Below are 24,854 nucleotides of genomic sequence, written 5' to 3'. Positions count from 1 at the left end.
TAATCGTCGCAGAGGTGGTCGATCAAGCCGCTATCCACAGGTTTTCACCCACGTGGGGAACGGTCTGCACCGGTCGTCGCCGGTTTGACCCTGGATCCTGGCTCCGCGTACCGTTTATTGGTCAACCGGTGTCGACCGGTGCCGCATGTCCACGACGCTCACCGGTCTCGTGGCTGCGCGGTGCCGGCCGACACGTCCAGCGGTCCCCGACCGGGCTCGCCGGGCTGCCGGAAGGCCCTTCCCGACATCCTGAGAGGTCACCGTGAGCAAGCGCACGTACCAGCCGAACAACCGCCGCCGTCACAAGGTGCACGGCTTCCGCCTGCGGATGCGCACCCGTGCGGGTCGCGCGATCCTGGCGAACCGTCGCCGAAAGGGCCGTTCGAGCCTCTCCGTCTGAGGCAGCGTGTCTGCCCAACGGAACCCGTGGGGCTGACCGTGCTGGAAGCGCGCCACAGGCTCGTCGACCCGGAGGGTTTCCGGGCGGCAAGCCGGCGCGGCCGACGCGCGGGAGGCCGCTGCCTCGTCACGCACCTGCTGCTCCCTGGGAGCGAGCAGGTCGTTGGCGTTCCCGGGCACCGCACCTCAGGTCGTGGTGCGGGGGGTTCCGCGCGGGTGGGCTTCGTCGTCAGCAAGGCGGTCGGCACGGCGGTGGTCCGCAACCGGGTCAAGCGACGGTTGCGTCATGCCATGCGTGAGCGGGTCGCAGGCCTTCCTGTGGGCGCCACGTTGGTGGTGCGGGCCCAGCCCGCGGCCGCCGGCGCGTCGTACCGGGAACTGGTCGCCGAGCTCGACCGTTGCCTCCAACGGGTGGCCCAGCCGGCCACCGAGCGTCGGGAGGCCGGATGAAGTGGCTGCTGATCGGTCTGGTGCGCGGCTACCAGATCCTGCTGAGCCCCCTGCTGGGCCCGCAGCCGACCTGCCGCTACTACCCGTCGTGCTCCGCCTACGCACTGCAGGCGCTCCAGGTGCACGGCGCGGTCCGCGGCACCTGGCTCGCGGTACGGCGCCTGCTGCGGTGCCACCCCTGGTCCGACGGCGGCGTGGACCACGTCCCGCCGCGGCGCGGCTCGAGCGAGGACCGGACAGGCGGGTCCCCCGCGGACTCCGGCTCCGGCGCCGAGCGCGCCACCGGACCAGCTGTTGAGTGCGACGAGTCGCACTCCCCCACTCTCCTGCCGGCGTCCGCCGGCGGTCCCCTCACCGAGCAAGGAGCCTGATCAGTGGGCATCATCGGCGACATCGGCCACTACATCATGGTGCCGCTGTACTACATCATCTCCGCGGTGCTCCTCGGTTGGCACAAGCTCTTCGAGACCCTCGGGCTCGACCCGTCCGGTGGTCTGTCCTGGGCCCTGTCGATCATCGGCCTGACGCTGGTGATCCGGGCGGCGCTGATCCCGCTGTTCGTCAAGCAGATCAAGTCCAGCCGCAACATGCAGCTGCTGCAGCCCAAGGTCAAGGAGCTGCAGAAGAAGTACGGCCACGACCGGCAGAAGCTGGCCGAAGAGACCATGAAGCTCTACAAGGACGCCGGGACCAACCCGTTCGCGTCCTGCCTGCCGATCCTGCTGCAGATGCCGATCTTCTTCGCGCTGTTCCGGCTCCTCGACCAGGCGGCGCGTCGCAACACCGCACACGGCTTCCTCGACACCGAGTCCGCGAAGCAGTTCGCTGACTCCCAGATCTTCGGCGTGATCCCCGTGGCGGACTCGTTCTGGGGGGCCCGCACCTGGGGCGACGAGCCGAACGCCACCGTCATGGTGGTCGCGCTGATCCTCGTGCTCGCGATGACGGCCACCACGTTCTTCACCCAGCGCCAGCTGATGGCCAAGAACATGCCCGCCGAGGCGATGAGCGGCCCCTACGCCCAGCAGCAGAAGATGCTGCTCTACATCCTCCCCGTGGCCTTCGGCCTCGGTGGCGTGGCGTTCCCGATCGGCGTGCTGCTCTACTGGACCACCTCGAACCTGTGGACCATGGGCCAGCAGTTCTACGTCATCCGCAACAACCCGGCCCCCGGCACCCCGGCGTTCAAGGCGAAGCAGGACCGGGACAAGGCGAAGGCGGCCAAGCACGGCAAGACGCTGGTCGAGGACGAGGCCGTCGAGCCCGTCGTCGAGGAGCGCCGGCCCGCCGCGCGTCAGCAGCCGAAGCGGCAGACCAAGGCCCAGCGCCAGCAGGCCAAGAAGAGTCCGGGTGGCGGCAGCGCCGGCCCGAAGAAGCCCACGAACACCAACAAGGGAGATCGCCGATGAGCGCCGACACCGACGCCGGGTCCGACCAGGTCGACGCCACGCAGGTCGACGCCACGCAGGACGAGGCCACGCAGGACGACGCCACGCAGGACGACGCCACGCAGGACGAGGCCGGCACCGACAACGGGCACGACACCACCCTGATCGCCCGTCTCGAGCGTGAGGGCGACATCGCCGCGGACTACCTCGAGGAGCTCCTCGACATCGCCGACCTCGACGGCGACCTGGACATCGACGTCGAGGCCGACCGTGCCGCGGTGTCGATCGTGGGTGCCGAGCTCACGCAGCTCGTCGGCGGTGACGGTGAGGTGCTCGAGGCACTGCAGGAGCTCACCCGGCTGGCGGTCTACCGCGAGACCGGCGAGCGCTCCCGGCTGATGCTCGACATCTCCGGCTTCCGTGCCGACAAGCGCGCCCGGCTCTCGAAGCTCGGCGCCGAGACCGCCGCCCAGGTGCGGGAGTCCGGTGAGCCGGTCTCGCTCGACCCGATGTCGCCGTTCGAGCGGAAGATCGTGCACGACGCGGTCGCCGCTGCCGGGCTGCGCTCGGAGTCCGCGGGCACGGAGCCGCGACGGTACGTCGTCGTGCTGCCGGCCGACTCCTGAGCACGGCCCGCTTCCTGCGTTTCACGTGAAACACGACGACGCCTCCACACCCCCGGTGCCGCCGGATCCCGATCCGGCCGGCCCGGGGGTGTCGCGTCCCCCGAAGACGGCTGCCGGCGTCTTCGGTGACCGGCTCCCGCTCGCCGAGCGGTACGCCGAGCTGCTCGCGACCGAGGGCGTGCTCCGAGGACTCATCGGTCCTCGTGAAGCACCCCGGTTGTGGGACCGGCACCTGATCAACTGCGCCCTGATGGCACCGGCCATCCCCCGCGGCGCCACCGTCGCGGACATCGGCTCCGGCGCCGGCCTCCCCGGCATCGTGCTGGCCATCGCCCGCCCGGACATCTCCATCACGCTGATCGAGCCGCTGCTGCGTCGTACGACGTTCCTCGACGAGGTCGTGGCCGAGCTCGGCCTGGACAACGTCACCGTCGTCCGCGGCCGCGCCGACGCGCTGCACGGCCAGGCGCGCTTCGACGTGGTCACCTCCCGCGCGGTCGCTCCCCTGGAGCGACTGCTGGGGTGGAGCATGCCGCTGGTCGCAGCCACGGGCGAGCTGGTCGCGATGAAGGGCTCCTCGGTCGGCGACGAGATCGCCGAGGCGGCCCCGACCCTGGCGAAGCTGGGCTGTGCGGCCCCGGAGGTCCAGGAATTTGGTTCGTCAGGAGCGATTCTCAGCGAAGTTGGGATCGTCGACTACAACGCAGATCGCTCAGAATCGCTCTCACAGAACCGTTTTCAGGCTGATTCTGGCCGCCTCGGGGCGGTGGATGGCGACGTGGACCCGCTGCCCGCCTCCGTTGCTCAGCGCGAACCGAACCTGGACGACGGGGCCCCTGCCGACGACGGTGCCACGGATGTCGAGGAGATCGGCACCATCCACGTCGTACGGGTTCGCTGGGCTGACCCGTCCCGCGTATCGTTGCGCCCGCGTAGCGGCCAGGACGCGCGCAAGAAGAAGCCGAAGAAGAAGGCGAGCAAGAAGTCGCATCAGCGCGACAAGGACGGCGGCACTAGCTCAACGGGCTCGTCGAAGCGAGACGCGCCCAAGGGTGCGGCGCAGGGTGGCACCGCAGGCACTGACGGGAAGCGTGGTGGAGCCCGGCGTTCCCCGGGTGGCTCCGCGGGTCGGCCTGGTGGCGGCGGAAGTGCGTCTCCGGGTGCACGGACTGGTCAGAAGCCCTCGGGCAAGGCGTCGAGCAGGAGGAAGAAGCCGTGAGCGACAAGTACGGGTCCGCAGAGTTTTCCACCGACGGAACCACCCCTGCTGAGCGTGACTCTCCACAGAACGCCTCTAGTTATCCACAGGTTGGCTCCGATGGCGCCGACGCTGGAGCTGCTGGTGTTTCACGTGAAACCAGCTCGCCGACAGAGCCCGCGCCTGTACCTGTTTCACGTGAAACGGGCTCGTCCACGGAGACCGCATCCGGTTCTGTTTCACGTGAAACGGGCGGCAGTGCCGGCGGTGATGTTTCCCGTGAAACCAACCGGCCCGCGACTCGCCCGCGCACGGCGGCGGAGCTGGCCGAGAGCGCCTCGGTGATCGAGGACGACCTCACTCCCCTGGCCCGGGCCGCCCAGGCCACGGTCCTGGTACGCGCCGGGATCCCCCAGGAGCAGCTCCCGCGCCCAGCGGCGACCCGTGTCTTCGTCGTCGCCAACCAGAAGGGCGGCGTCGGCAAGACGACCTCCACGGTCAACATCGCGGCCGCGCTGACGCAGCTCGGCCAACGGGTGCTGGTCATCGACCTCGACCCGCAGGGCAACGCCTCGACCGCGCTGAACATCCCGCACCACCAAGGCACGCCGTCGACGTACGAGGTCCTCGTTGACGGCGCTGCGATCGTCGACGTCGCGCAGCCGTGCCCGGACGCGGCCGGACTCTGGGTCGTGCCCGCGACCATCGACCTGGCTGGCGCGGAGATCGAGCTCGTCAGCGTGGTCGCGCGGGAACAGCGACTCAAGCGCGCCCTGGACGCGCACCCGAAGGTCGGCACCCTGGAGGAAGCGGGGAGCGACCGGTTCGACTACGTGTTCATCGACTGCCCGCCCTCCCTCGGGCTGCTCACGCTGAACGCCCTGGTCGCCGGCGCCGAGATGCTGATCCCCATCCAGGCCGAGTACTACGCCCTCGAGGGCCTCGGTCAGCTGCTCTCCACCGTGGACATGGTGCGTGCCCACCTCAATCCCGACCTGGACGTGTCCACCATCCTGCTGACGATGTACGACGCGCGCACCCGCCTCGCCGCGGGCGTGGCAGCCGAGGTGCGGGAGCACTTCGGCGCCCAGGTGATCAAGTCCGCGATCCCGCGCTCGGTCCGAGTGTCGGAAGCGCCGTCGTACGGACAGACCGTGATGACCTACGATCCGGGCTCGCCCGGTGCGCTCAGCTACCTCGAAGCGGCGCGCGAGATCATCACCCGAGGAGCCCTCTGATGGCAGCTGGAGCACCCCGCCGAGGCCTCGGTCGAGGCCTTGGATCGCTGATCCCGACCGGCCCCGCCGCAGGTGCATCGCCGGCGCGCACCGGCGGCGGCGGCGCCGGCTCGGTTGCCACCGATGGGTCTCAGAATTCGGACTTTCCCGCTGGAGCGCCTTCCAGCGATGGGGCGGACCCCAGGTCCACCGGGGTGGGTTCGGGCGCTCAGATCGAAAATTCGGGTCTTCAGCCCGTCGACGGCGCCTACTTCGCCGAGCTTCCGGTCGGCCAGATCCGACCCAACGCAGTCAACCCCCGCACCGTGTTCGACGAGGACGCGATGGCGGAATTGGTGCACTCGATCCGCGAGATCGGCCTGTTGCAGCCCGTCGTCGTCCGCAAGACGGCCGATGACGCCTACGAGCTCGTCATGGGCGAGCGCCGCTGGCGGGCCACCCAGGCCGCCGGGCTCGAGACGATCCCCGCGATCGTCCGCGAGACCGACGACACCGACATGCTGCGGGACGCGCTGCTGGAGAACCTGCACCGCAGCAACCTGAACCCGCTGGAGGAGGCCGCGGCCTACCAGCAGCTGCTCGAGGACTTCTCCTGCACCCACGAAGAGCTCGCGCAGCGCATCGGCCGCTCCCGGCCGCAGATCAGCAACACACTGCGGCTGCTCAAGCTCTCCCCCGCCGTACAGCGCCGTGTCGCTGCGGGCGTGCTCTCCGCCGGCCACGCCCGGGCGCTGCTCGCCGTGGGCGAGGGTGAGGAGCAGGACCGGCTCGCGCAGCGCGTCGTGGCCGAGGGCATCTCGGTCCGGGCGCTGGAGGAGATCGTCGCCCTCGGCGACGGCTCCGGCGGCACCACTGCGCGTCCCCGCCGCTCGCGCCCGAAGGCACCCGGGCTGGAGGACCTCTCCGAGCGGCTCGGCGACCGGTTGGAGACCAGGGTGAAGGTGGACCTCGGCAAGTCCAAGGGCCGGATCACCATCGAGTTCGCCAACACCGGCGACCTGAAGCGCATCGTCGAGCTCATCGACCCGCGCAACCGCTCCGACCGCCCGATCTGACCGACCGATCGGTCCGGCCGATCGGTCCGGCCGCTCCTGGGGCCTGGCTAGTGGCGGCCCTCGAAGACCAGCAGGGGCGCACCGGCGTCCGACTCCCACAGACGGCCGACCCACTGCAGGTCGCGCACGGGCGGTGGCTTGCCCTCGATGGGCCTCGGTTCGATCTGCGGCCAGATCGCTGCGGCGTCCGCACCGTCCCACCAGGTCAGCCCCTCGGGGTACACGTCGGTCACGAGCGGTGCACCTGAAGCAACGAGCTGGCTGCTGCACCGGCGCTTGAGGCGATGGGGTGTCCTGCGGTACGACGCTCCGTCGGGCCCTTGAGCGAGCCGTCTGGGAGGACAAACAACTCCCCCTCTGAGTCCGCCATGCGCCGACCGTAGTAGCCAGGGCGCCCGACCATCCCGCGATCGACCACACGAAACGGGCTGCGCCAGCCTGCTGCCGCGTCCTGGCGACTGTGTGCGATCTCAACATGGCGATATGTCGACATATAGATAAAGCGATGAGTCGATATCGCGGCGATCGCCGGTAGACGGCGCCACATGGCGAGCGTGGTTCGCGTGGCCATCGTCCAAGCGTTGCCGTCTCTCCGGTTGTCGCTGCACTCCACCCGCAGTTTGCGCAGGGGGTTCTTCTCCCCCATGCGCGCTGAAGGTTCGCGATCGTGTTCCGGTCCTCCCGCTCTGCCGGATAGCGAGCTCGTCCCTCTGCGGCGCGCTGCCGGCGCCATAACGCGACGCTGACGAACAGCGACGCTGCAGCGATCAGGAGGCTCAGGGCGGCGCCGATGTCTATGCGCGCTCGATGGAGCAGGACGATGCTTGTCGGCGAACCGTTTGGGGCGACCTGTCCCACCCCCCGTCCCGGATCGGCGTCTGCGTGGGCGTCACCGACCGCGTGGCGTCCTCAGGCGGCGGCGTGCCGTGGGCCCGCGTGAAACCTCAGCCGTCACACGAGTCGGCCTGTTCTGGCGCTTCTGGGGGTTGCAACCCCCGAAAAACGCAGGAATCCCCGGTCGACCGGGGATTCCGACGCCCGGCGCCACCTACCTCATGAATCGTCAAAGGGACATCTCGACTTGTCGGTTTGTCGACAAATCGCCCCGTCTCTGAGCGGCAGGTCAGCGCGCGGTGGCGTCTCCGCGCTTCTCCGCGGCCTTCGCCGCCCGCTTGGCGGCACGCTCCCGCAGCTCGGCGGCGTCGAGCTCGGCCGCCTTCTCCGGGGTGGGGGCGGAGCCACCGAAGCGGGCCGGGGTCCACCAGGAGCCGGGCGCCTTCTCGTCCTCGGGGTACTCCGCGATGACCTCGTCGAGCATCGACTGCATCATCGAGCGCAGCTGAGCGGTCTCGGCGGCGGCGTCCTCGGCGGTGGGGTACATCGGCTCCCCCACCTTGATCGCGATCGTCTTGCGACCGCGGGTGAAGTCCTTGGGGTGGTCCTTCGTCATCATCCGGTGTGCTCCCCAGACGATGACGGGGATCAGCGGGACGCCGGCCTCCGCGGCGATGCGTACGGCGCCGGTCTTCAGCTCCTTGATCTCGAAGGAGCGGGAGATGGTCGCCTCGGGGTAGATGCCGACGACCTCGCCGCGCTTGAGGTAGTCCACGGCGTCACGGGCGGACTGCACACCGGAGCCGCGGTCCACGCGGATGTGGTGCAGGGAGCGCAGCAGGTGCCCGACGCCGGGGGCGTCCATCATCTCCCGCTTGATCATGAACCGGACCAGTCGCTTGGAGGGGTGCGCACCCAGCCCGGCGTAGATGAAGTCGACGTACCCGGTGTGGTTGATCGCCAGCAGCGCACCGCCATCGCGCGGGACGTTCTCGGTCCCGGACATCTGGAAGCTCTGCCCGAGGAGCCTGAAGGCCGTCTTGGCGGCGACGATGATGGGCGGGTAGGTGATGTCGATCATCCGTGGTCTCTCCTGGTGACGCGGGCGGAACGTGGCCCAAGAGTAGGCGCAGCGCGTCAGCGTCCAGGAGCGGAGCCCGGCGGCGGGCTCGACCACGAGGCCTGGGCTACGGGGTCCGGCTCAGCGTCGGGTGGCGAGGAACTCCGCGATCCGGCCGATCGCCTCCTCGAGCATGTCGGCGTCGGGCAGCGCGACCAGGCGGAAGTGGTCCGGCTCGAACCAGTTGAACCCGGTGCCGTGGGTGACCAGGATCTTCTTGGCCCGCAGCAGGTCGATGACGAACTCCTCGTCATCCTTGATCGCGTAGACCTCGGGGTCCAGGCGGGGGAAGCAGTAGAGCGCACCCTGGGGACGCACGGAGCTCACGCCGGGGATCTCGTTGAGCAGCTTGTCGGCCAGCATGATCTGGTCGTGGAACCGGCCGCCGGGCACGATCAGCTCCTCGATCGACTGGTAGCCGCCGAGGGCGGTCTGGATCGCGTGCTGCGCCGGCACGTTGGCGCACATGCGCATGTTGGCGAGCGTGGTGAGCCCCTCCAGGAAGTCGCCCGCGACCTCCTTGGGGCCCGAGATCATCACCCAGCCGGCGCGGTAGCCGCAGACCCGGTAGGCCTTCGAGAGCCCGGAGAAGGTCAGGCAGAGGACGTCGTTGCCGGCGGCGGCCGCGGCGTGGTGGTGCACGGCGTCGCCGTACAGGATCTTCTCGTAGATCTCGTCGGCGAAGACGACGAGGTCGTGGCGCCGCGCGATGTCGACGAGGGCGGCGACCATCTCCTTGCTGTAGACGGCACCGGTCGGGTTGTTCGGGTTGATGATCACCAGGCCGTGGGTGTTCTCGGTGATCTTCGCCTCGATGTCGGCGAGGTCGGGCATCCACCCGTTCTCCTCGTCGCAGCGGTAGTGCACTGGCACACCGCCCGACAGCGACACCGCGCCGGTCCACAGCGGGTAGTCCGGCGCCGGCACCAGGATCTCGTTGCCGTCGTCGACGAACGCCTGCAGCACCATCGAGATCAGCTCGGAGACGCCGTTGCCGATGAACACGTCCTCGACGTCGCACTCGCGCAGCCCACGCGACTGGTAGTACTGCGCGACCGCGGTGCGGGCGGAGTAGATGCCGCGGGAGTCGCTGTAGCCCTGCGCCTCCGGCAGGTGGTGGATCACGTCGGCCAGGATCGCCTCGGGCGCCTCGAAGCCGAACGGCGCCAGGTTGCCGATGTTGAGCTTGAGGATCCGGTGACCCTCGGCCTCGAGCCGCTGCGCCTCCACGAGGATGGGTCCCCGGACGTCGTAGCGGACATTGCGAAGCTTGTTGCTCTGACGGATCTTGCGCACGAGGGGCATTCTCGCACCCGGGCGCCACTCGGTTTCCGGCCGTGCCTGCGCGGCCCTTCGCGGACCTTCGCGGCGGGCTCCGCGCTGAGGCGACCCGAGGACTAACATCGAGATCCCCGTCCTGCCGGAGGTCCGCCGGAGGTCCTGATGGCCCGCTCCACCGTCCCGCTGAGCATCGAGCACCTCGACAAGCTGTGCGCGCCGTGTCGCGACTGCCTGTTCTGGGAGAGCGAGCAGGTGCACCGCCGCCGCCTCGGCGCCCAGCAACGGGCGGCGGAGAAGGCGGCGTGGTTCGCCGAGGTGGCCCGCGAGTGGGGACCGCCCGGGCGCACCCTGCTCGTCGACGGCGAGCCCGTGGGCTACCTCGCCTACGCCCCCGCCGCCTACCTGCCCGGTGCCGCCGCGTTCCCGACCGCGCCGGTCTCCGCCGATGCCGTGCTGCTCACCACCGGCCACCTCTCCCCCGCCGGCGCCGGCCTGGGCCGGGTGCTCGTGCAGGCGATGGCCCGCGACCTGCTGCAGCGTGGCGGGGTGCGCGCCGTGGAGGCCTTCGGGCGACGCCCGCACTCGCCCCTGGGCACCCCCGGCGGTGCGGACTGCGTGCTGCCGGTCGCGTTCCTGCACGAGGTCGGGTTCCGCACCCGCCGCCCGCACCCGTTCACACCGCGGCTGCGGATGGACCTGCGCTCCGCGGTGACCTGGCGCGACGAGGTGCACGCGGCGTGGCGGCGGCTCGCGGGCGTCGTACGCCCGGCGCCCGAGGCGGCCTCGTCCGCGGCCCTTCCTCCCGCGCTGCCCTCGGCGCCGGCGACCCCGCGGGCCGTGCCTCGGCATGCAGAGAGCCCCCGGACCTGAGCGGTCCGGGGGCTCTCTCGGTGCTGCGGGGACTCAGCCGATGAACTCGGCGAGGTCCTTGAGGATGGCGGCCTTCGGCTTGGCGCCGACGATGGTCTTCACGACCTCGCCACCGGAGTAGACGTTGATGGTCGGGATGCCGGTGACGCGGTACGACGCCGGGGTCACCGGGTTCTCGTCGACGTTCATCTTCAAGAAGGTGACCTTGTCACCGTGCTGGCCGGCGATCTCGTCGAGGATCGGGGCGACCTGGCGGCACGGGCCGCACCACTCGGCCCAGAAGTCCACGAGAACGGGCTTGTCGGACTTGAGGACCTGCGCCTCGAACTCGGCGTCGGTCACGGCGGAGATGTTGTCGGCCACGGGCGGCCTCCTTCGGGATTGATGAACCAAACGTCTGAGGGCACAACGTGCGGCGCACCGCACGCATTCCCCCGGTGGGCTGGGCGGGGCTGGGTCAGGCGTCGACGGTCGCCGCGGCGGTGGCCGTCGCGGTGGCGGCGAGGTGCTCGAGCTCCGCGACGTACCGCTCGGCGTCCAGCGCGGCCGAGCACCCGGTGCCGGCAGCGGTGATCGCCTGCCGGTAGGTGTGGTCGACCAGGTCGCCCGCGGCGAACACGCCGGGGAGGTTGGTGGCGGTGGAGCCGGGCTTGACCAGCACGTAGCCGTTCGCGTCGAGGTCGACCTGGCCGGTCAGCAGCTCCGAGCGCGGCTCGTGGCCGATGGCGATGAACAGACCGGTGGCCGGCAGCTCGCTGGTCTCGCCGGTCTGGGTGTTGCGCAGGGTCAGCGACTCCAGGGAGTCCTCGCCGTTGATGGTCTCCACCACGGAGTTCCACACGATCTCGAGCTTGGGGTCCGCGAAGGCGCGCTCCTGCATGATCTTGGAGGCGCGCAGCTCGTCGCGGCGCACGATCAGGGAGACCTTGGAGCCGAAGCGGGTCAGGAAGGTGGCCTCCTCGACCGCGGAGTCACCACCGCCGACGACGGCGATGTGCTGCTCGCGGAAGAAGAACCCGTCGCAGGTGGCGCAGTAGGACACACCGCGGCCCGACAGCTTCTCCTCGTTGGGCAGCTCGAGCTTGCGGTAGCCCGACCCGGTGGCCAGGATGACCGCCTTCGCGGTGTAGGTGTCGGTGGCGGTCTTGACCACCTTCACCGAGCCGGTCAGGTCGACCTCGACCACGTCGTCGGCGATGAGCTCGGCACCGAAGCGCTCCGCCTGGGCCCGCATCTCGTCCATCAGCGCCGGGCCCTGGATGCCGTCACGGAAGCCGGGGAAGTTCTCCACCTCGGTGGTGTTCATCAGCGCACCGCCGGCGGTGACCGAGCCCTCGAAGACGAGCGGGTTCAGCTGGGCGCGCGCGGCGTAGATCGCGGCCGTGTAGCCCGAGGGGCCGGAGCCGATCACGATCACGTTGCGGGTCTCGGAGGTGACGCTGGTCAATGGGACTCCCCAGGAGTGGTTCGCTTGCAGGTCGGCACGTACATCGGTTCAACGAGATCGTAGGGCTCAGGATTCCCGGCGTCCCGGGTGCCCGCCGTCCGGGCTGTCTGGCCCGTCTGATGGGGACCGCAGGGTCTCAGCCGGTCACGGGCAGCGTGGTGGAGTGCAGCACGTCCCCGGTGCCGCAGGCCAGCACCTCCGCGGCCTGGGTGGAGCCGACCGGCTCGCGGAACGCGACGATCGCCGGGCGTCCGTCGTACTCCACCGCGACCAGGAAGCCGCGCCCGAGCGGCGCGGGGGCGCACATGAACGCCTCCGGCGCGTGCAGCCGGGTGCCGGAGTAGTCGGCGTCGGAGGGGTCCGGCAGCGAGACGTGCTGCAGCGCCACGAGGTCCTCGTGCAGGTGGTCGGGCCGCACCTCGCGCAGGGGGCCGTCCGTGGTGACCCGGCTGGGCCGGACGTACGGCGCGACCGGCGGCACCGTCGCACCGAGGTCGGTGCTCTCGGGAGACGCCGCCTCGTCGGAGCGGTCGTTCTTCCGGGCGCCCGCGTCGCCACCGTCCGCGGACTCCGACGGGGCGTCGCCGTCCAGCGGCTCGTTGCGTGCGGGGCCGCTCTCGGAGATCTGGTCCGCGGCCGTGAGGTCGTCGGTGCCCGACTCCGTCGCCACGCCCACGCCGACCACGCCGACGACCGTCACCGCCGCGGCGGCGAGCAGCAGCCGGCCCCGGTTGCGGCGGCGTCGGGCCGCGGCGTCGAGACGGACCGGGCCGATGCCCTCGGCGTGCGAGATCGGCGGGATCGCGGCCCGCTCGGCGGCCAGCGAGGCGATCACCGCGTCGAGCCGGTCGGCGACCTCACCGGGCATCGGCTCGGGCCCGCCGGCCTTCGCCAGGGCGCGTCGTACGGCGTCCTCGGCCTGCGGGCTCAGCGGCGGGTCGTCACTCGGCTCGCCGCGGCCCGTGTCGAGGTCGGTGTCGAGATCGGTGTCGAGATCGGTGTCGCGGTCGCGCGCCTCGGGCTCGTCGGCCGGCTGATCGTGCGGGTCGGTCATGGGTTCCCCTGTGGGTGGGCCGTCCGGCCCTGCGCGGCAGGGGGACGGTTCAGTCGAAGGTCGGCGGGCTCGCCGGTGGCGGCCCGCGCGTCGCCATCCCTGAGACGAGGGGATCCGTCGCGGGGTTCCCCACCACCTGCGGCACCGCCGCGGAGGCCGGTACCGGCTCGTCGGAGACGTCGAGCACGTCGGCCAGGAGCACGGCCAGCCGGGCACGGGCGCGCGAGCACCTGCTCTTCACGGTGCCCTCGGCGCAGTCGAGGATCTGGGCCACCTCGGCGACGGGGTAGCCCTCCATGTCCACCAGCACCACGGCCGCCCGCTGGACGGGGGGCAGCTCGGCCAGCGCGGCCTGCACCCGGGACCGCTGCTCGTCGGCGACGACCCGCTCGGCGGGGTCGACGGCGTGAGCGGGGGTGGCCCGCGGGCCACGGCGGACCTCGGCGAGGTCGTCGAGGTCCTCGGGCAGCGGCTCGGCGCGTCGTACCTGGGCGGCGCGCAGGCGGTCCAGGCAGGCGTTGACCACCACCCGGTGCAGCCAGGTGGTCACGGCCGCGTCGCCGCGGAACGAGCCGGCCCGGCGGAAGGCCGCGACCAGCGCGTCCTGCAGCCCGTCGGCAGCGGTCTCGGGGTCGCCGCAGGTCCGCAGTGCCACCGCCCAGAGCCGGTCGCGGTGCCGGGCGACGAGGACGCCGAACGCCTCAGGATCGCCGGCCACGTGCGCGGCGAGGAGGTCGGCGTCGCTCATCTCACTGCGCACGGACCACCACCTCGGATATCTCGGCCCGGAAGCCGTCGGGGACCTTCGGCAGGGCCGTCCACCACAGGACAACGTAGCGGCCGCTGAGTGCCTCGGCCGACGAACCGTCGTCGCCGGGCGCCGTGCTGTCACCCGCGTCACCTTCGGTCGTGGAGGGGCCGGGGACCAGGGTCAGGCGCCCTGCGCCGGTGGCGGTCGCCGCGGGCTCACCCTCGGGAGCCCCGTCGGGGGGCTCGTCGGAGACGTAGAGCTCGACGGTGCTCTCGCCGGGCCCGGCCAGACGTACGTCGACCTCGCGCACCTCGCGCACCTCGCCGAGGTCGAGCAGCAGGCCCACCCCGTCCTTGAGGCCGCGCGGGCCGCCGAACTGGTCCTTGTAGGTCTGCGTGTTCCAGGTCGTGCTCACGTCGCCGTCGAGCACGTTCGGCACGGACTCGGGGTTCTCCGCCCCGTCCTCCCCGAACGGGTCGAAGTCGCGGACGTCGACGGTGCGCAGCGGGGTCGGCGAGGCGGTCGCGGCCGGCGACGACTCCGGCTCCGCGTCGTTCTCCGTGCCGAGCAAGGTGCGGCCCCGGCCGAGGTTGAACGCCACGGCCACCGCGCACAGCACCAGCAGCGCCAGCCCGACCGCCATCGCCAGCCGCAGCCAGGAGCGGCCGGGCACCACCGGGTGCTCCTCGGTCTCGAGCTCCTCGCCGACGAGGGGGTCGCCGACGAGCGGGGCGCCGGCCTCCCACGGCCAGTAGCCCCCCGGCGGGCGGCCCTCGTCGTCGGGTCCGCCGACGTGCGCGGTGTCGGCTCGGTCGGTCGCGCCGGTGCGCCGATGCGCTCGGCCGCCGGGAGGGTCGGGCGCGAACAGCGGTCGCTCCGGCGGGGCCTCGAACGGCGGCGGCGGAGGCGGCGGCGTGCTGCGGGTGCGCAGCCACGTCACGTCCTCACCCTGGAACACCGGCATCCCGGCCTCCGTGGGCACCTCCGCGACGCTGTTGACCTCGGTCCGCGGCTGGTCCTCGGGCAGGTCGGTCCCGGCATCGGACACGTCAGCCTGCTCGGGGGTGCCGGCGGCAGTGTCGTCAGTGTCGGCGGCGTCGCCTCGGCGCACGGGCGGCACCACGGGGATGTCGTCTTGAGAGGCGTCGTGCGGCAACGGGTCGCTCATCGCCGGCAGCCACACCGGCCGGATCTGGTTGATCGGCGGGATGGCGCGCGCCAACGACTCCTGCATGTGGGTCGGGTCGCCGACGAAGTCGAGCAGCTCGGCGGCGATCCGGTGCGCCCCGGACGCCTCGGAGGCATCCGAGCGGCGCCGCCGCGTCGTACGACGTCCCGACGCCGGTCGGCGCAGGGCGGGGTCGCTGAGCTCGCGCCACATCAGGTCCAGCGGCTTCGGCACGCCGGCCCGGACCTGGCGGGGGCTGAGGAAGCAGTCGCCCTCTCGGGGCGCGGCCGGGACGATGGAGCCCGAGGGGCCCGGCCAGGTGCCGGTCAGCGCGCAGTAGAGCAGCCCGCCGAGGTCGTCGAGGTCGCCCTGGACGTCGCCGGGCGAGAGGCCGTGCAGCGCGGCGTCCACGCACATGCCGATGATCCGCACCGCGCCGTAGCCGTCGATGAGCACGTTCTCGGGGTTGAGCCGGCCGTGCGTCACGCCGGCGTCGTGGGCTTGGGCGAGCGCGTCCGCGACGTCGGCCACCAGCCAGGCGGCATTGTGCGCCTCCAGCGGCCCGGCGTGGGTGACCAGGATGTCGAGGGAGATGCCGGTGCCCCACTCGTTGACCACGAAGCAGTGGCCGTCCTCGGCCTTGGCGTCGAGGACACGCAGGATCCGGGGGTCCACCACGGCGGCGGAGGTGCGTGCCGCCTCCAGCAGGGCGGGCGCCCGGGGGTCGCTCTCGGGGATGACGTGCAGCGCCACGAACCGTTCCAGCACCGTGTCGCGGGCACGCCAGAAGCGCCCGCCGCCACTCTCGCTCAGCAGGTCGATCAACCGATAACGGCCGGAGAGCACGTCACCGGAACGCGTGGACGTCGGCACCTACCACCCTCTCTGGTCGGCCCTCATCCTAGTGCCGGAGACGGCTCTCTCGGGGGTCGTGCGTGGGCCGCCTGCTCGCCTCCCCGCTCACCACGCCGGGTGACGTGCGAGGGATCACGGGGCTCCTGCCCCAGAGGACTAGCGGCGCCGCAGCCGGCTCTGCACGAGCCCGAGGACGGAGGTGACCTCGCGCAGCCGCAGCATGCTCGCCGCGGCGAGGAAGGCGCCACCGGCACCCGTGCCGACGATGCCCAGCTCGACGAGCGACCACCACCACGAGTCGGTGCCCAGCTCGGCGAGGGTGTCGCGGACCACCAGCTCCAGCAGCAGGCCCACCCCGCCGACCACGGCGGCGGCGACCAGCAGCCGGGCCACGAAGCCGACCCACTCGCGTACGTCGGCTGCGGGCGCACCGGCGCGGCGCAGCCGGCGCACGAGGACGGCCGCGGAGATCACCGAGCCGACCGCGTAGGCGCCGGTGTAGGCCAGCACCAGCATCGGTGCGGTCTGGGCCGCGTCGTTGCTGCGCACCAGCACGGTGGCCAGGACGATGTTGGTGGCCGCGATCGCGCACTGCACGAAGAAGACCAGCCGGGTCAGCTCCAGGGCGTAGAAGCCGCGCAGCACCAGGTAGTGCACCGTGAACGCCACGACACCGACCCCGAACAGGATCATCGACGTCTCGAACCGGTCGTAGCGGTCGGCGGTCGCGCCGTGGCCCCAGATCACCTGCGAGACCGGCATCGCCACCGCCGGCAGCAGCGCCGCGAACGGTACGACGACCGCGAGCGCGGTGCGCAGCGTGCTGCCGAGCGTGGCGCCCAGCCGGCCGGGGTCGTCCTCCGCGGCGGCCGCCGACAGGCGCGGCAGGATCGCGGTGGCCAGGGAGACGGTGATGATCGAGTGCGGCACCATCACCACCAGCATCACGCTGGAGTAGATGGTGATGCCGGTGCCCGCGTCCGAGGACGCCGTACCGCCGGAGGCGAGCTTGACCACGACGACGTAGGCGATCTGGTTGACGATCACGAACAGCACGGTCCAGATGCCCAGACGCATCGTGTGGCCCAGGCCGACGCCGCGGAAGTCGAAGCGGGGCCGGTAGCGCACGCCGGCGGAGCGCAGGTAGGGCACCAGGATCAGCAGCTGGGCGGCGATGCCGGCGGTGGACCCGAGCCCGAGCAGCAGCTCCTGGCCCGGGGTGAACGGGCCCTCCTGCTCGGCCGGGGTCGCGGCGCCGAAGACGAACAGGTAGGCGACCAGCACACCGACGGAGATGACGTTGTTCGCGATCGGCGCCCACATCATCGGCCCGAACCGGCCGCGGGCGTTGAGCACCTGCCCGATCAGCACGAACATGCCGTAGAAGAAGACCTGCGGCAGGCAGTAGCGGGCGAAGTCGATCGCCGAGCAGCGCGCCTCGGCCAGCGCGGGCTCGTCGTACTGGCTGCTGAGCAGCAGGCTCATCACCCAGGGCGCGGCCACCACCAGCAGCACGGTGACCCCGGCCAGGAACAGCCCGGCCAGCGTCATCACCCGGTTGATGTAGGCCGCCCCGCCGTCGGGGTCGTTCTGCATCGAGCGCACCAGCTGCGGCACCAGCACGGCGTTGAACACGCCGCCGGCGAGCAGGATGTAGAGCATGTTCGGCAGCGTGTTGGCGACGGTGAAGATGTCGGCGTGCAGCGACACGCCGAGCGCCGCCGCGAGCAGCGCGTTGCGGACGAAGCCGCTGAGCCGGGACACCACCGTGCCCGCGGCCATCACCGCGGTGTTGGCGAGGATGCTGCGCTGCTCGGTGCCCGCGGCGGGGTCCACCACCTCGGTGCCGGGATCACCGCCCTGGTCGGCGACCGGGTCGCCGCCGGGGTCCTGCGTCGGGTCCGGTGCCGTCTCCGGTGCCGGACCCTGGGCCCGGCGCTTCCCGCGGCTCATGCCGGTCCCGCCTGAGCCTGGGCCTCGTCCGGGTGGCGGTGGTCGCGGATGCGCCGACGCAGCCGGATCCCGATCGCCAGGAAGAGGATCGCCGCGCCGGTGCCGATGATCACCCAGATCACCGCGCCCACCCGGCCCGAGCGCAGCGGGAGGGTCTCCACGCCGCTGATCGCGGTGCCCTCGGCGTCGGTGACGCGGAAGGCCACGTTGTGCACCCCGGTGCGCAGCAGCTCGGCGCTGATCGGCACCGAGGTGCGGCTGTTCGCGGCGAGCTGGATCGGGTTGGGCACCTCGATCCTGGCTCCGTCGTCGGTGGTCGCCGACAGGTTCACCGTCACCGGGTGCGGCAGGTCGTTGCGCAGCGCGACGCTGAAGCCGCCGGAGCGCCCCGACAGGGTCACCCCGTTGGGGGTCTCCACGCTGATCATCGCGAGGCGCTCGGTGACCCACTGGTGGGCGCGGGCCAGCCGGGCCTGGACGCCGTCGTCGCGGCGCAGCTCGAAGGAGGTGCCGGTCAACGCCTCGCCGGTGAGCTCGGCACCGATGTCGTAGCGGTCACCGAGGATGGACTGCAGGGAGTGGGCGGCCTGGATCAGCCGGTCGGCCTCGGTCATCACGCCGCGGCTGATCTCGCGGCGCTCGCGGTCGGCGGGGTAGACGAGGTCCTCGAGGTCGAGCTGGCGCTGCGCGGCCGGTGCGTCCCCCGGCGCGGGGACGGTGAGCTCGGCGACGGTGCGCAGCCGCAGCCAGTCGGTCTCCAGGCCGTCCCAGAACGCGGCGCTGCCGTCGGCGTCGAGGGTGGCCGGGAGCACCACGGTCAGCGGCGCAGGGTCCTCGTCGGCGGCGTCGAGGGCGCGCAGAGCGGCCTCGCTGAGGATGCGTTGGCGCAGCGCGACCGGCGCCTTGCGCGCGTCGGGGCCGGGGCCGCCCTGGGCGGCGCCGCGCTCGGCGGGCACGACCGGGCTCTCCCCGATCAGGCTGTCGCTGCGCGGGGTCTCGGAGAAGGACTCCACGTCGAACATGCCGTCGGCCAAGATGATCACCGCGCCGTCGTCGACCGTCTCCAGGGCGGCGGGGTCCAGGTAGCCGTCGGGGGACGCGACGGCGCGGGTGGCGTCCACGCCCCAGTCGGTCAGCTCGACGCCGGGGTAGCGGCGGGCGATCGGGTACAGCTCGGGCAGGAACTCGGCGGCCGAGGAGATGTCCGGGTCTCCGAACGGCAGGCCGAGCACCGCGTCGTCGGGCACCACCGCTCGCGCCTGGGCCAACCAGGAGCGGGCGGAGAGGACGAGCGGGTCGGTGTCGGGCAGCCGGTCCTGCGACGTGCCGTCCCCGTCGTCCTCGCCGGGCTCGTCGGTGGCGGTGGTGTCCGGCGTCTCGGTGGTCGGCTCGAGGTCGGGGTCCGGCAGCTGGCGGATGGCGCGCGCCGGGTTGCCCGAGGCCAGGTTGCGCACCGCGTCCGGAACCGCGGGGTCGACCAGCCACGACATCGGCCGGTCGCCCGCTGCGGTGCCGAAGGCGAGCGGTCCGCCGAGGGTGCCGTCGAGGCTGAGCGCCTCGAGCCAGTCGGCGGTGCGCGCGAGCGCGCCGTCGGCCGTACGGGTGATCGCTGCGCGCAGAGGCAGCACCACCGCGGTGTCCACCACGGCGTCGGTGGAGCCGGGCACGTACGGCAGGAAGGTGCGCGCCCGGCCGTCGGCGAGGTTGTCGTAGGGGTTGGTCAGGCTGGCGCCCAGTGCGTGCACCCCGAACCAGTAGACGCCCGGGGTGGGTCTCTTCCCGAAGATCCGGCGCAGCTCGCGCTGCGGGATCCTCAGCGAGTACGACGCCGTCTGGCCCGGCGTCAGCAGCTCGATCTCGTCGCTGGTCTCCACGTTGCGCACCGCGAGGGGGGTCTCCGGGTCGGTCTCCACCGCGGCCGCCAGCTGTGCGGAGGTGGTCATCACGGGCGCGCACGACGCGCTCGCGCAGTCGGAGCCGGCGTTGAAGATGGGGAACAGCGAGATGTCGCGCCAGGTCTCCAGCGTGGAGTTCGTGACGGTGCCGCGCACCTCCAGCGGGCCGCGGCGCGGCAGCTCGCCGGGGGTGAGCCGGTCGATCGTCAGGCTCAGTGGCGCGGTGTCGGTGTCGTCCTCGGTGCTCGGTGCGCGAGCGGTGCCCCGGCTGACCTGTCCGTCCCGCTGGGAGACACCCTCGGAGCTCGGGGAGCCGACCGGGGAGCCGGGCGCGAGGAGGGAGGGGGAGATCGTGTCGTCGCGCGGCTCGGCGTTCGCGGGAAGGGTGGTCGCGGTCACGGTGAGCACCACCGCACCCACGGCGCCGGCGAGGCGACGGAGGGTGACAGGGCTCAGATGCACCCTCAGAGGGTAGTGGTGCCGCTCGGCGGACCCGGTCGGGCCACGGCCTAGACTCCTGCCACGTGAGTGACCCCGCCGACAGCCAGCCCGCCGCTCCCCTGCGGCTGGTCGACGTGCAGGTGGCCGTCGCCGCCGAGCTGGACCGGATCGGCGAGGTGATCGACGACCTGGGTGCGGCGTTCACCGAGGCGGGCCACGAGCTGGCGCTGGTCGGTGGACCGGTCCGCGACGCGATGCTGGGCCGGCGCTCCAACGACCTGGACTTCACCACGTCGGCCCGCCCGGAGCAGTCCGAGCGCATCCTGCGCGCCTGGGGCGACGCGTGGTGGGACATGGGTCGCGCGTTCGGCACCATCGGGGCCCGCAAGGGCGAGTGGGTCGTCGAGGTGACCACCTACCGCTCGGAGGCCTACGACCCCGACAGCCGCAAGCCCGAGGTGGAGTACGGCGACTCGCTGGCCGGCGACCTGGGCCGGCGTGACTTCACCGTCAACGCGATGGCGATCCGGCTCCCGGGCCGGGAGATCGTCGACCCGCACGGCGGCGTGCTCGACCTGGCGCACCGGGTCCTGCGCACGCCCGGCACTCCGGAGCAGTCCTTCTCCGACGACCCGCTGCGAATGATGCGTGCGGCCCGCTTCGCCGCCCAGCTCGGGTTCGACGTCGACGAGGACGTGGTCCGTGCGATGACCGAGATGGCCGGCCGCATCGAGATCATCTCCGCCGAGCGGGTCCGCGACGAGCTGGTCAAGCTCATCTGCGCCCCGACGCCGCGGCCGGGCCTGGCCCTGCTGGTGGACACCGGCCTGGCCGACCACGTGCTGCCGGAGCTGCCGGCGCTGAAGCTGGAGCGCGACGAGCACCACCGGCACAAGGACGTCTACGACCACACCCTGACCGTGCTGGAGCAGGCGATCGACCTCGAGCCGCGGCTCGCGGAGCGGGCGGACATCACCGCCCCGGACTTCGTCTCCCGGTTCGCCGCGCTGATGCACGACGTCGGCAAGCCGCGGACCCGGAAGTTCACCGGCGACGGCACCGTGACCTTCCACCACCACGACGTCGTCGGCGCCAAGATCACCCGCAAGCGGATGCGGGCTCTGAAGTTCAGCAACGACGAGGTCGACGCCGTCACCAAGCTGGTCGAGCTGCACCTGCGCTTCCACGGCTACGGCACCGGTGAGTGGACCGACTCCGCGGTGCGCCGCTACGTCCGCGACGCCGGCGACCAGCTCGAGCGGCTGCACGTGCTGACCCGTGCCGACTGCACGACCCGCAACAAGCGCAAGGCCGACCGGCTGCGCCGCACGTACGACGACCTCGAGGCCCGCATCGAGCGGCTTGCCGGCGAGGAGGAGCTCGCCGCGATCCGGCCCGACCTCGACGGCAACCAGATCATGGAGATCCTGGGCATCGGCCCCGGCCGCGAGGTCGGCACCGCCTACAAGTGGCTGCTGGAGCTGCGCCTGGACAACGGGCCGATGTCGACCGAGGACGCGACCGCGGCGCTCAAGCAGTGGTGGGCCGCCGGCGGCGGAGCGGCTCCGGAGCCGCCGCCGCAGGACTGAGCCGCCCCGGCGTACGGCTCAGGCGCTGCGCGGGCCTTCGGCCGGCGCCGTGCGCCAGTCGGCGAACCAGTCGTCGAACCAGTCGGGGAACTCGGCGAGGCTCTCCAGCACGACGTGCGTGCCGGCGTCCTCCAGCTCGGCGCGGCTGCAGCCGCCGGTGAGCACCGAGAGGCTGGTGACGCCCGCAGCCAGGGCGCCCTCGACGTCGTGGACGTGGTCGCCGACGTAGAGCGAGGCGCCCTCGCGGCGCAGCGACTCGGCCTTGCCCACGCCCCACACCCGGCCCTCGAGGTGGTCGACGACCAGCCCGGTGTGGTCGAGGTGCAGCTGGGCGTTCGGCGTGTGCTTCCCGGTGACGACCAGCACCCGGCCACCGACGTCGCGCACCGCCTGCATGGACTCCACCGCACCGGGCAGCAGCGGCACGCTGGTGACGGCGTGGTCGGGGTAGAGCGCCCGGAACCGGTCGCCGGCGGCCGGGATCTGCTCGGCCGGCAGGTAGGGCGCCAGCATCATGTCGAGCGGCGGACCGAGCCGGGCGGTCATCGCGTCGAGGTCGAAGTCCACCCCGAGCTCCTCGCCCAGCACCCCGAGCAGGGCGCGGAAGCCCGGCGCGGTGTCGATCAGGGTCAGGTCCAGGTCGAAGCCGACCACGAGCGGAGGCGGGGCGTCGTCCCGGGGAGTGCTCATGCCGGTGATCGTAGGCAGGCGGTGCCGTACCCCGGTCGAGGGCCTGCCGCGATGACCTACCCACAGGTAGCGTCACTCCCGACCGTGACGTTCCGTACCGAAGGACTGGACTGCTCCCATGCCTGACACCTACGAGAAGCTCCTCGAGGACACCATCGAGATCGACGCCCCCACCGACAAGGTGTGGTCCCTGGTCACCGACGTGCCGCGGATGGCCAAGTGGAGCCCGCAGGTGGTCCGCTCCACCGTCAAGGGCGGCGTGGTCCGCGAGGGTGCCACGTTCACCAACCTCAACAAGCAGGGCTTCAAGCGCTGGCCCACCGGCGGCAAGGTGGTGCGGATGAACGCGCCGAGTGCGACGACGCCCGGGGAGTTCGCCTTCCGCATCCGGGAGAACCACACGGTGTGGTCCTTCCACCTCGAGCCCACCGCGACCGGCGGCACCCGGCTCACCGAGCGCCGGGAGACCCCGGACGGCATCTCGAAGCTGTCGCTGATGCTGACCAAGGTGGTCCTGGGCGGCCAGGACGGCTTCACCAAGGAGCTGCAGGACGGGATCCGGCAGACCCTGGAGCGGATCAAGGCCGAGGCCGAGGGCGTCTGAGCTCCACGCCGTCGGCGCCGACCCGGTAGGGCTCCACGCGCGGCGGAAAAAGCGCACCGCCCCGGCTCGACGAGCGAGCCGGGGCGGTGCAGCCGGTCGTGCTCCGGTGCGTGACCGGAGCGGACGATCACTCGCCGGAGATGAACTTCTCCAGCAGCTCGCGACCCTCGGTGTCCTCGATCTGCACCGGCGGGCTCTTCATCAGGTACGCCGAGGCGGGGATGATCGGGCCACCGATGCCGCGGTCCTTGGCGATCTTGGCGGCGCGGACGGCGTCGATGATGATGCCGGCCGAGTTCGGGGAGTCCCAGACCTCGAGCTTGTACTCCAGGTTCAGCGGGACGTCACCGAAGGCGCGGCCCTCGAGGCGGACGTAGGCCCACTTGCGGTCGTCGAGCCACGCGACGTAGTCCGACGGGCCGATGTGGACGTTGCGGTCGTCGGCACCCACGTTGGCCAGCGAGCCGTTCAGGTTCGAGGTCACGGCCTGGGTCTTGGAGACCTTCTTGGACTCCAGGCGCTCGCGCTCGAGCATGTTCTTGAAGTCCATGTTGCCGCCGACGTTGAGCTGGTAGGTCCGGTCCAGCGCGACACCGCGGTCCTCGAACAGCTTGGCCATCACCCGGTGGGTGATCGTGGCGCCGACCTGCGACTTGATGTCGTCACCGACGATCGGGACGCCGGCGTCCTCGAACTTCTTGGCCCACACGGGGTCGGAGGCGATGAAGACGGGGAGCGCGTTGACGAAGGCGACGCCGGCGTCGATGGCGCACTGGGCGTAGAACTTGTCGGCCTCCTCCGAGCCCACCGGGAGGTAGGAGACGAGGACGTCGGCCTGGGCGTCCTTGAGCGCCTTGACGACGTCGACCGCCTCGGCGGCGGACTCCTCGATGGTCGCTCGGTAGTACTTGCCGAGGCCGTCCAGGGTCGGGCCGCGCTGCACCTCGACACCCAGGGTGGGCACGTCGGCGATCTTGATCGTGTTGTTCTCCGAGGCGTTGATCGCCTCGGACAGGTCCTTGCCGACCTTCTTGTCGTCGACGTCGAACGCGGCGACGAACTCGACGTCGCGCACGTGGTACTCGCCGAACTTGACGTGCATGAGACCGGGGACGGTGGTCGTCTCATCGGCGTCCCGGTAGTACTGCACGCCCTGGATCAAGGACGTGGCGCAGTTGCCCACGCCGGCGATCGCTACTCGAACCGAACCCATTAGGGGTGTTCCTTCCTTTGAAATCTCATGAATCGTCATGACTGGGCAATGACCTTGGCCGGGACCGGTGCGGTCACGTCGAGGTGGAGGTGCTCGGGGTCTCCGGGCTCGTCACGGGGAGGACAGGCTGGTTGCCCTGCCCTCGCTCCGCGTTGATGAGGTCCGAGAGCCACCGGACCTCGCGCTCGACCGACTCGACACCGTGCCTCTGCAGCTCGGCGGCGTACCGGTCGACCTCCGCCTGGGTCATCGAGAGCTCGCGCTGCACCCGGTCCAACCGCTCCTGGAGCCGGGACCGGCGTCCCTCAAGGACGCGCAGCCGGATCTCCATGTCAGTGGAGGAGAAGAACCGGAAGCGGATGTCGAAGGTGTCGTCCTCCCAGGCGGAGGGACCGACGTCCGACATCATCCGCGCGAACTCCTCGGTGCCCTGCGGGGTCACCTCGTAGACGATCCGCTGCCGCCGGCTCTGGGGACCCGAGGGCACGACCTCCTTGATCAGGTTGCCGCGGAGCATCTTCTTCAGCGCCGGGTAGAGGGAGCCGTAGGACAGCACCCGACCCCACCCGAGCATCAGGTTGAGCCGCTTGCGCAGCTCGTAGCCGTGCATGGGTCCCTCGTGCAGCAGTCCAAGGACCGCCAGCTCAAGAGTCTCTCCACGCCGTGCCATGCGATCTATCGTAGCGATATATCTGCAAGACGTGAACTCCCGATGGATCGCGTGCATCATCGGGT

At 71.5% G+C, this 24,854-nt stretch carries 25 protein-coding genes; 11 read left to right on the top strand and 14 right to left on the bottom strand.

The features are described from left to right. Positions 1 to 262: 262 nt before the first annotated feature. The 8 genes from rpmH (at position 263) to KG111_RS18090 (ending at position 6,354) form a co-directional block, all read left to right on the top strand. The gene (gene rpmH / locus KG111_RS18125) at positions 263 to 400 is read left to right on the top strand and encodes a 50S ribosomal protein L34 (RefSeq protein ID WP_075018668.1); all 138 of its coding nucleotides are present in this window, start codon (positions 263 to 265) and stop codon (positions 398 to 400) included. Between the two features lie 26 nt (positions 401 to 426). Next, the gene (rnpA, locus tag KG111_RS18120; RefSeq protein WP_307855996.1) at positions 427 to 849 is read left to right on the top strand and encodes a ribonuclease P protein component; all 423 of its coding nucleotides are present in this window, start codon (positions 427 to 429) and stop codon (positions 847 to 849) included. After that, positions 846 to 1,220 carry a membrane protein insertion efficiency factor YidD gene (gene yidD / locus KG111_RS18115; RefSeq protein ID WP_205291237.1) on the top strand — a complete coding sequence of 125 codons (375 nt, stop codon included), beginning with the start codon at positions 846 to 848 and terminating at the stop codon, positions 1,218 to 1,220. The genes rnpA and yidD overlap by 4 nt, the downstream gene beginning before the upstream one ends. 3 nt (positions 1,221 to 1,223) lie before the next feature. Further along, on the top strand, positions 1,224 to 2,258 hold the full coding sequence (yidC, locus tag KG111_RS18110) for a membrane protein insertase YidC (protein ID WP_205291238.1): 1,035 nt from the start codon (positions 1,224 to 1,226) through the stop codon (positions 2,256 to 2,258). Next, positions 2,255 to 2,863: a Jag family protein gene (locus KG111_RS18105; protein ID WP_205291239.1), complete on the top strand. Its 609-nt coding sequence runs from the start codon at positions 2,255 to 2,257 to the stop codon at positions 2,861 to 2,863. The genes yidC and KG111_RS18105 overlap by 4 nt, the downstream gene beginning before the upstream one ends. An 88-nt stretch (positions 2,864 to 2,951) precedes the next feature. Further along, positions 2,952 to 4,082, top strand: coding sequence for a 16S rRNA (guanine(527)-N(7))-methyltransferase RsmG (gene rsmG, locus KG111_RS18100; protein ID WP_205291240.1), 1,131 nt, complete (start codon positions 2,952 to 2,954; stop codon positions 4,080 to 4,082). Beyond that, entirely contained in the window at positions 4,079 to 5,299 is a 1,221-nt protein-coding gene (locus KG111_RS18095; protein WP_372440141.1) for a ParA family protein, read from the top strand. Before rsmG ends, KG111_RS18095 begins: the two co-directional genes overlap by 4 nt. Beyond that, on the top strand, positions 5,299 to 6,354 hold the full coding sequence (locus KG111_RS18090) for a ParB/RepB/Spo0J family partition protein (RefSeq protein WP_205291241.1): 1,056 nt from the start codon (positions 5,299 to 5,301) through the stop codon (positions 6,352 to 6,354). The genes KG111_RS18095 and KG111_RS18090 overlap by 1 nt, the downstream gene beginning before the upstream one ends. Before the next feature lie 47 nt (positions 6,355 to 6,401). Here the strand turns inward: KG111_RS18090 and KG111_RS18085 are convergent, their stop codons facing one another. From KG111_RS18085 to KG111_RS18070, 4 genes are all read right to left on the bottom strand, one after another. Beyond that, positions 6,402 to 6,587 carry a hypothetical protein gene (locus KG111_RS18085; RefSeq protein ID WP_205291242.1) on the bottom strand — a complete coding sequence of 62 codons (186 nt, stop codon included), beginning with the start codon at positions 6,585 to 6,587 and terminating at the stop codon, positions 6,402 to 6,404. Further along, a complete protein-coding gene (locus KG111_RS18080) occupies positions 6,584 to 7,000 on the bottom strand; it encodes a hypothetical protein (protein ID WP_205291243.1) in 417 nt (138 codons plus the stop codon). The genes KG111_RS18085 and KG111_RS18080 overlap by 4 nt, the downstream gene beginning before the upstream one ends. Positions 7,001 to 7,477: 477 nt before the next feature. Further along, on the bottom strand, positions 7,478 to 8,269 hold the full coding sequence (locus tag KG111_RS18075; RefSeq protein WP_205291244.1) for a lysophospholipid acyltransferase family protein: 792 nt from the start codon (positions 8,267 to 8,269) through the stop codon (positions 7,478 to 7,480). A gap of 120 nt (positions 8,270 to 8,389) precedes the next feature. Next, positions 8,390 to 9,604, bottom strand: coding sequence for a pyridoxal phosphate-dependent aminotransferase (locus KG111_RS18070; RefSeq protein WP_205291245.1), 1,215 nt, complete (start codon positions 9,602 to 9,604; stop codon positions 8,390 to 8,392). Positions 9,605 to 9,751: 147 nt separating this feature from the next. Between KG111_RS18070 and KG111_RS18065 the strand changes: the two genes are divergently transcribed. After that, positions 9,752 to 10,459 (top strand): GNAT family N-acetyltransferase, encoded by a 708-nt coding sequence (locus tag KG111_RS18065; RefSeq protein WP_205291246.1) that lies wholly within the window; start codon positions 9,752 to 9,754, stop codon positions 10,457 to 10,459. A gap of 33 nt (positions 10,460 to 10,492) precedes the next feature. Here KG111_RS18065 and trxA read toward each other — a convergent pair whose 3' ends face one another. The 7 genes from trxA to KG111_RS18030 all read right to left on the bottom strand — a co-directional run bounded on the left by trxA (position 10,493) and on the right by KG111_RS18030 (position 20,044). Beyond that, on the bottom strand, positions 10,493 to 10,822 hold the full coding sequence (gene trxA / locus KG111_RS18060; protein WP_205291247.1) for a thioredoxin: 330 nt from the start codon (positions 10,820 to 10,822) through the stop codon (positions 10,493 to 10,495). A 94-nt stretch (positions 10,823 to 10,916) separates the two neighbouring features. Next, on the bottom strand, positions 10,917 to 11,906 hold the full coding sequence (trxB, locus tag KG111_RS18055) for a thioredoxin-disulfide reductase (protein WP_205291248.1): 990 nt from the start codon (positions 11,904 to 11,906) through the stop codon (positions 10,917 to 10,919). A 136-nt stretch (positions 11,907 to 12,042) separates the two neighbouring features. Then, positions 12,043 to 12,960 carry a hypothetical protein gene (locus KG111_RS18050; RefSeq protein ID WP_205291249.1) on the bottom strand — a complete coding sequence of 306 codons (918 nt, stop codon included), beginning with the start codon at positions 12,958 to 12,960 and terminating at the stop codon, positions 12,043 to 12,045. 49 nt (positions 12,961 to 13,009) lie between these two features. Next, a complete protein-coding gene (gene sigM / locus KG111_RS18045) occupies positions 13,010 to 13,720 on the bottom strand; it encodes an RNA polymerase sigma factor SigM (protein ID WP_249666219.1) in 711 nt (236 codons plus the stop codon). Then, a complete protein-coding gene (locus KG111_RS18040) occupies positions 13,710 to 15,752 on the bottom strand; it encodes a protein kinase family protein (protein ID WP_205291250.1) in 2,043 nt (680 codons plus the stop codon). Before KG111_RS18040 ends, sigM begins: the two co-directional genes overlap by 11 nt. Before the next feature lie 138 nt (positions 15,753 to 15,890). After that, complete coding sequence (gene murJ, locus KG111_RS18035) at positions 15,891 to 17,687, bottom strand: murein biosynthesis integral membrane protein MurJ (protein WP_205291251.1); 1,797 nt, start codon at positions 17,685 to 17,687, stop codon at positions 15,891 to 15,893. Further along, entirely contained in the window at positions 17,684 to 20,044 is a 2,361-nt protein-coding gene (locus KG111_RS18030) for a DUF6049 family protein (RefSeq protein WP_205291252.1), read from the bottom strand. The genes murJ and KG111_RS18030 overlap by 4 nt, the downstream gene beginning before the upstream one ends. 62 nt (positions 20,045 to 20,106) lie before the next feature. On the opposite strand from KG111_RS18030, the gene KG111_RS18025 reads away from it, so the two are divergent. Continuing rightward, positions 20,107 to 21,612 (top strand): CCA tRNA nucleotidyltransferase, encoded by a 1,506-nt coding sequence (locus KG111_RS18025; RefSeq protein ID WP_205291253.1) that lies wholly within the window; start codon positions 20,107 to 20,109, stop codon positions 21,610 to 21,612. 18 nt (positions 21,613 to 21,630) lie between these two features. Here KG111_RS18025 and KG111_RS18020 read toward each other — a convergent pair whose 3' ends face one another. After that, positions 21,631 to 22,302 (bottom strand): HAD family hydrolase, encoded by a 672-nt coding sequence (locus KG111_RS18020; RefSeq protein WP_205291254.1) that lies wholly within the window; start codon positions 22,300 to 22,302, stop codon positions 21,631 to 21,633. A 118-nt stretch (positions 22,303 to 22,420) separates the two neighbouring features. Between KG111_RS18020 and KG111_RS18015 the strand changes: the two genes are divergently transcribed. Beyond that, the gene (locus KG111_RS18015) at positions 22,421 to 22,906 is read left to right on the top strand and encodes an SRPBCC family protein (protein WP_205291255.1); all 486 of its coding nucleotides are present in this window, start codon (positions 22,421 to 22,423) and stop codon (positions 22,904 to 22,906) included. A 127-nt stretch (positions 22,907 to 23,033) separates the two neighbouring features. On the opposite strand, the gene KG111_RS18010 is transcribed toward KG111_RS18015, so the two are convergent. Together KG111_RS18010 and KG111_RS18005 are read right to left on the bottom strand one after the other, a co-directional pair. Then, a complete protein-coding gene (locus KG111_RS18010; RefSeq protein WP_205291256.1) occupies positions 23,034 to 24,119 on the bottom strand; it encodes an inositol-3-phosphate synthase in 1,086 nt (361 codons plus the stop codon). A 73-nt stretch (positions 24,120 to 24,192) separates the two neighbouring features. Beyond that, on the bottom strand, positions 24,193 to 24,789 hold the full coding sequence (locus KG111_RS18005; protein WP_205291257.1) for a PadR family transcriptional regulator: 597 nt from the start codon (positions 24,787 to 24,789) through the stop codon (positions 24,193 to 24,195). Positions 24,790 to 24,854 lie beyond the last annotated feature (65 nt).

It is taken from the genome of Nocardioides faecalis (assembly GCF_018388425.1).
GTDB lineage: Bacteria > Actinomycetota > Actinomycetes > Propionibacteriales > Nocardioidaceae > Nocardioides > Nocardioides faecalis.
The sequence above is the reverse complement of the archived record's forward strand: the minus strand, read 5'-3'. Positions and strand labels throughout refer to the sequence as shown.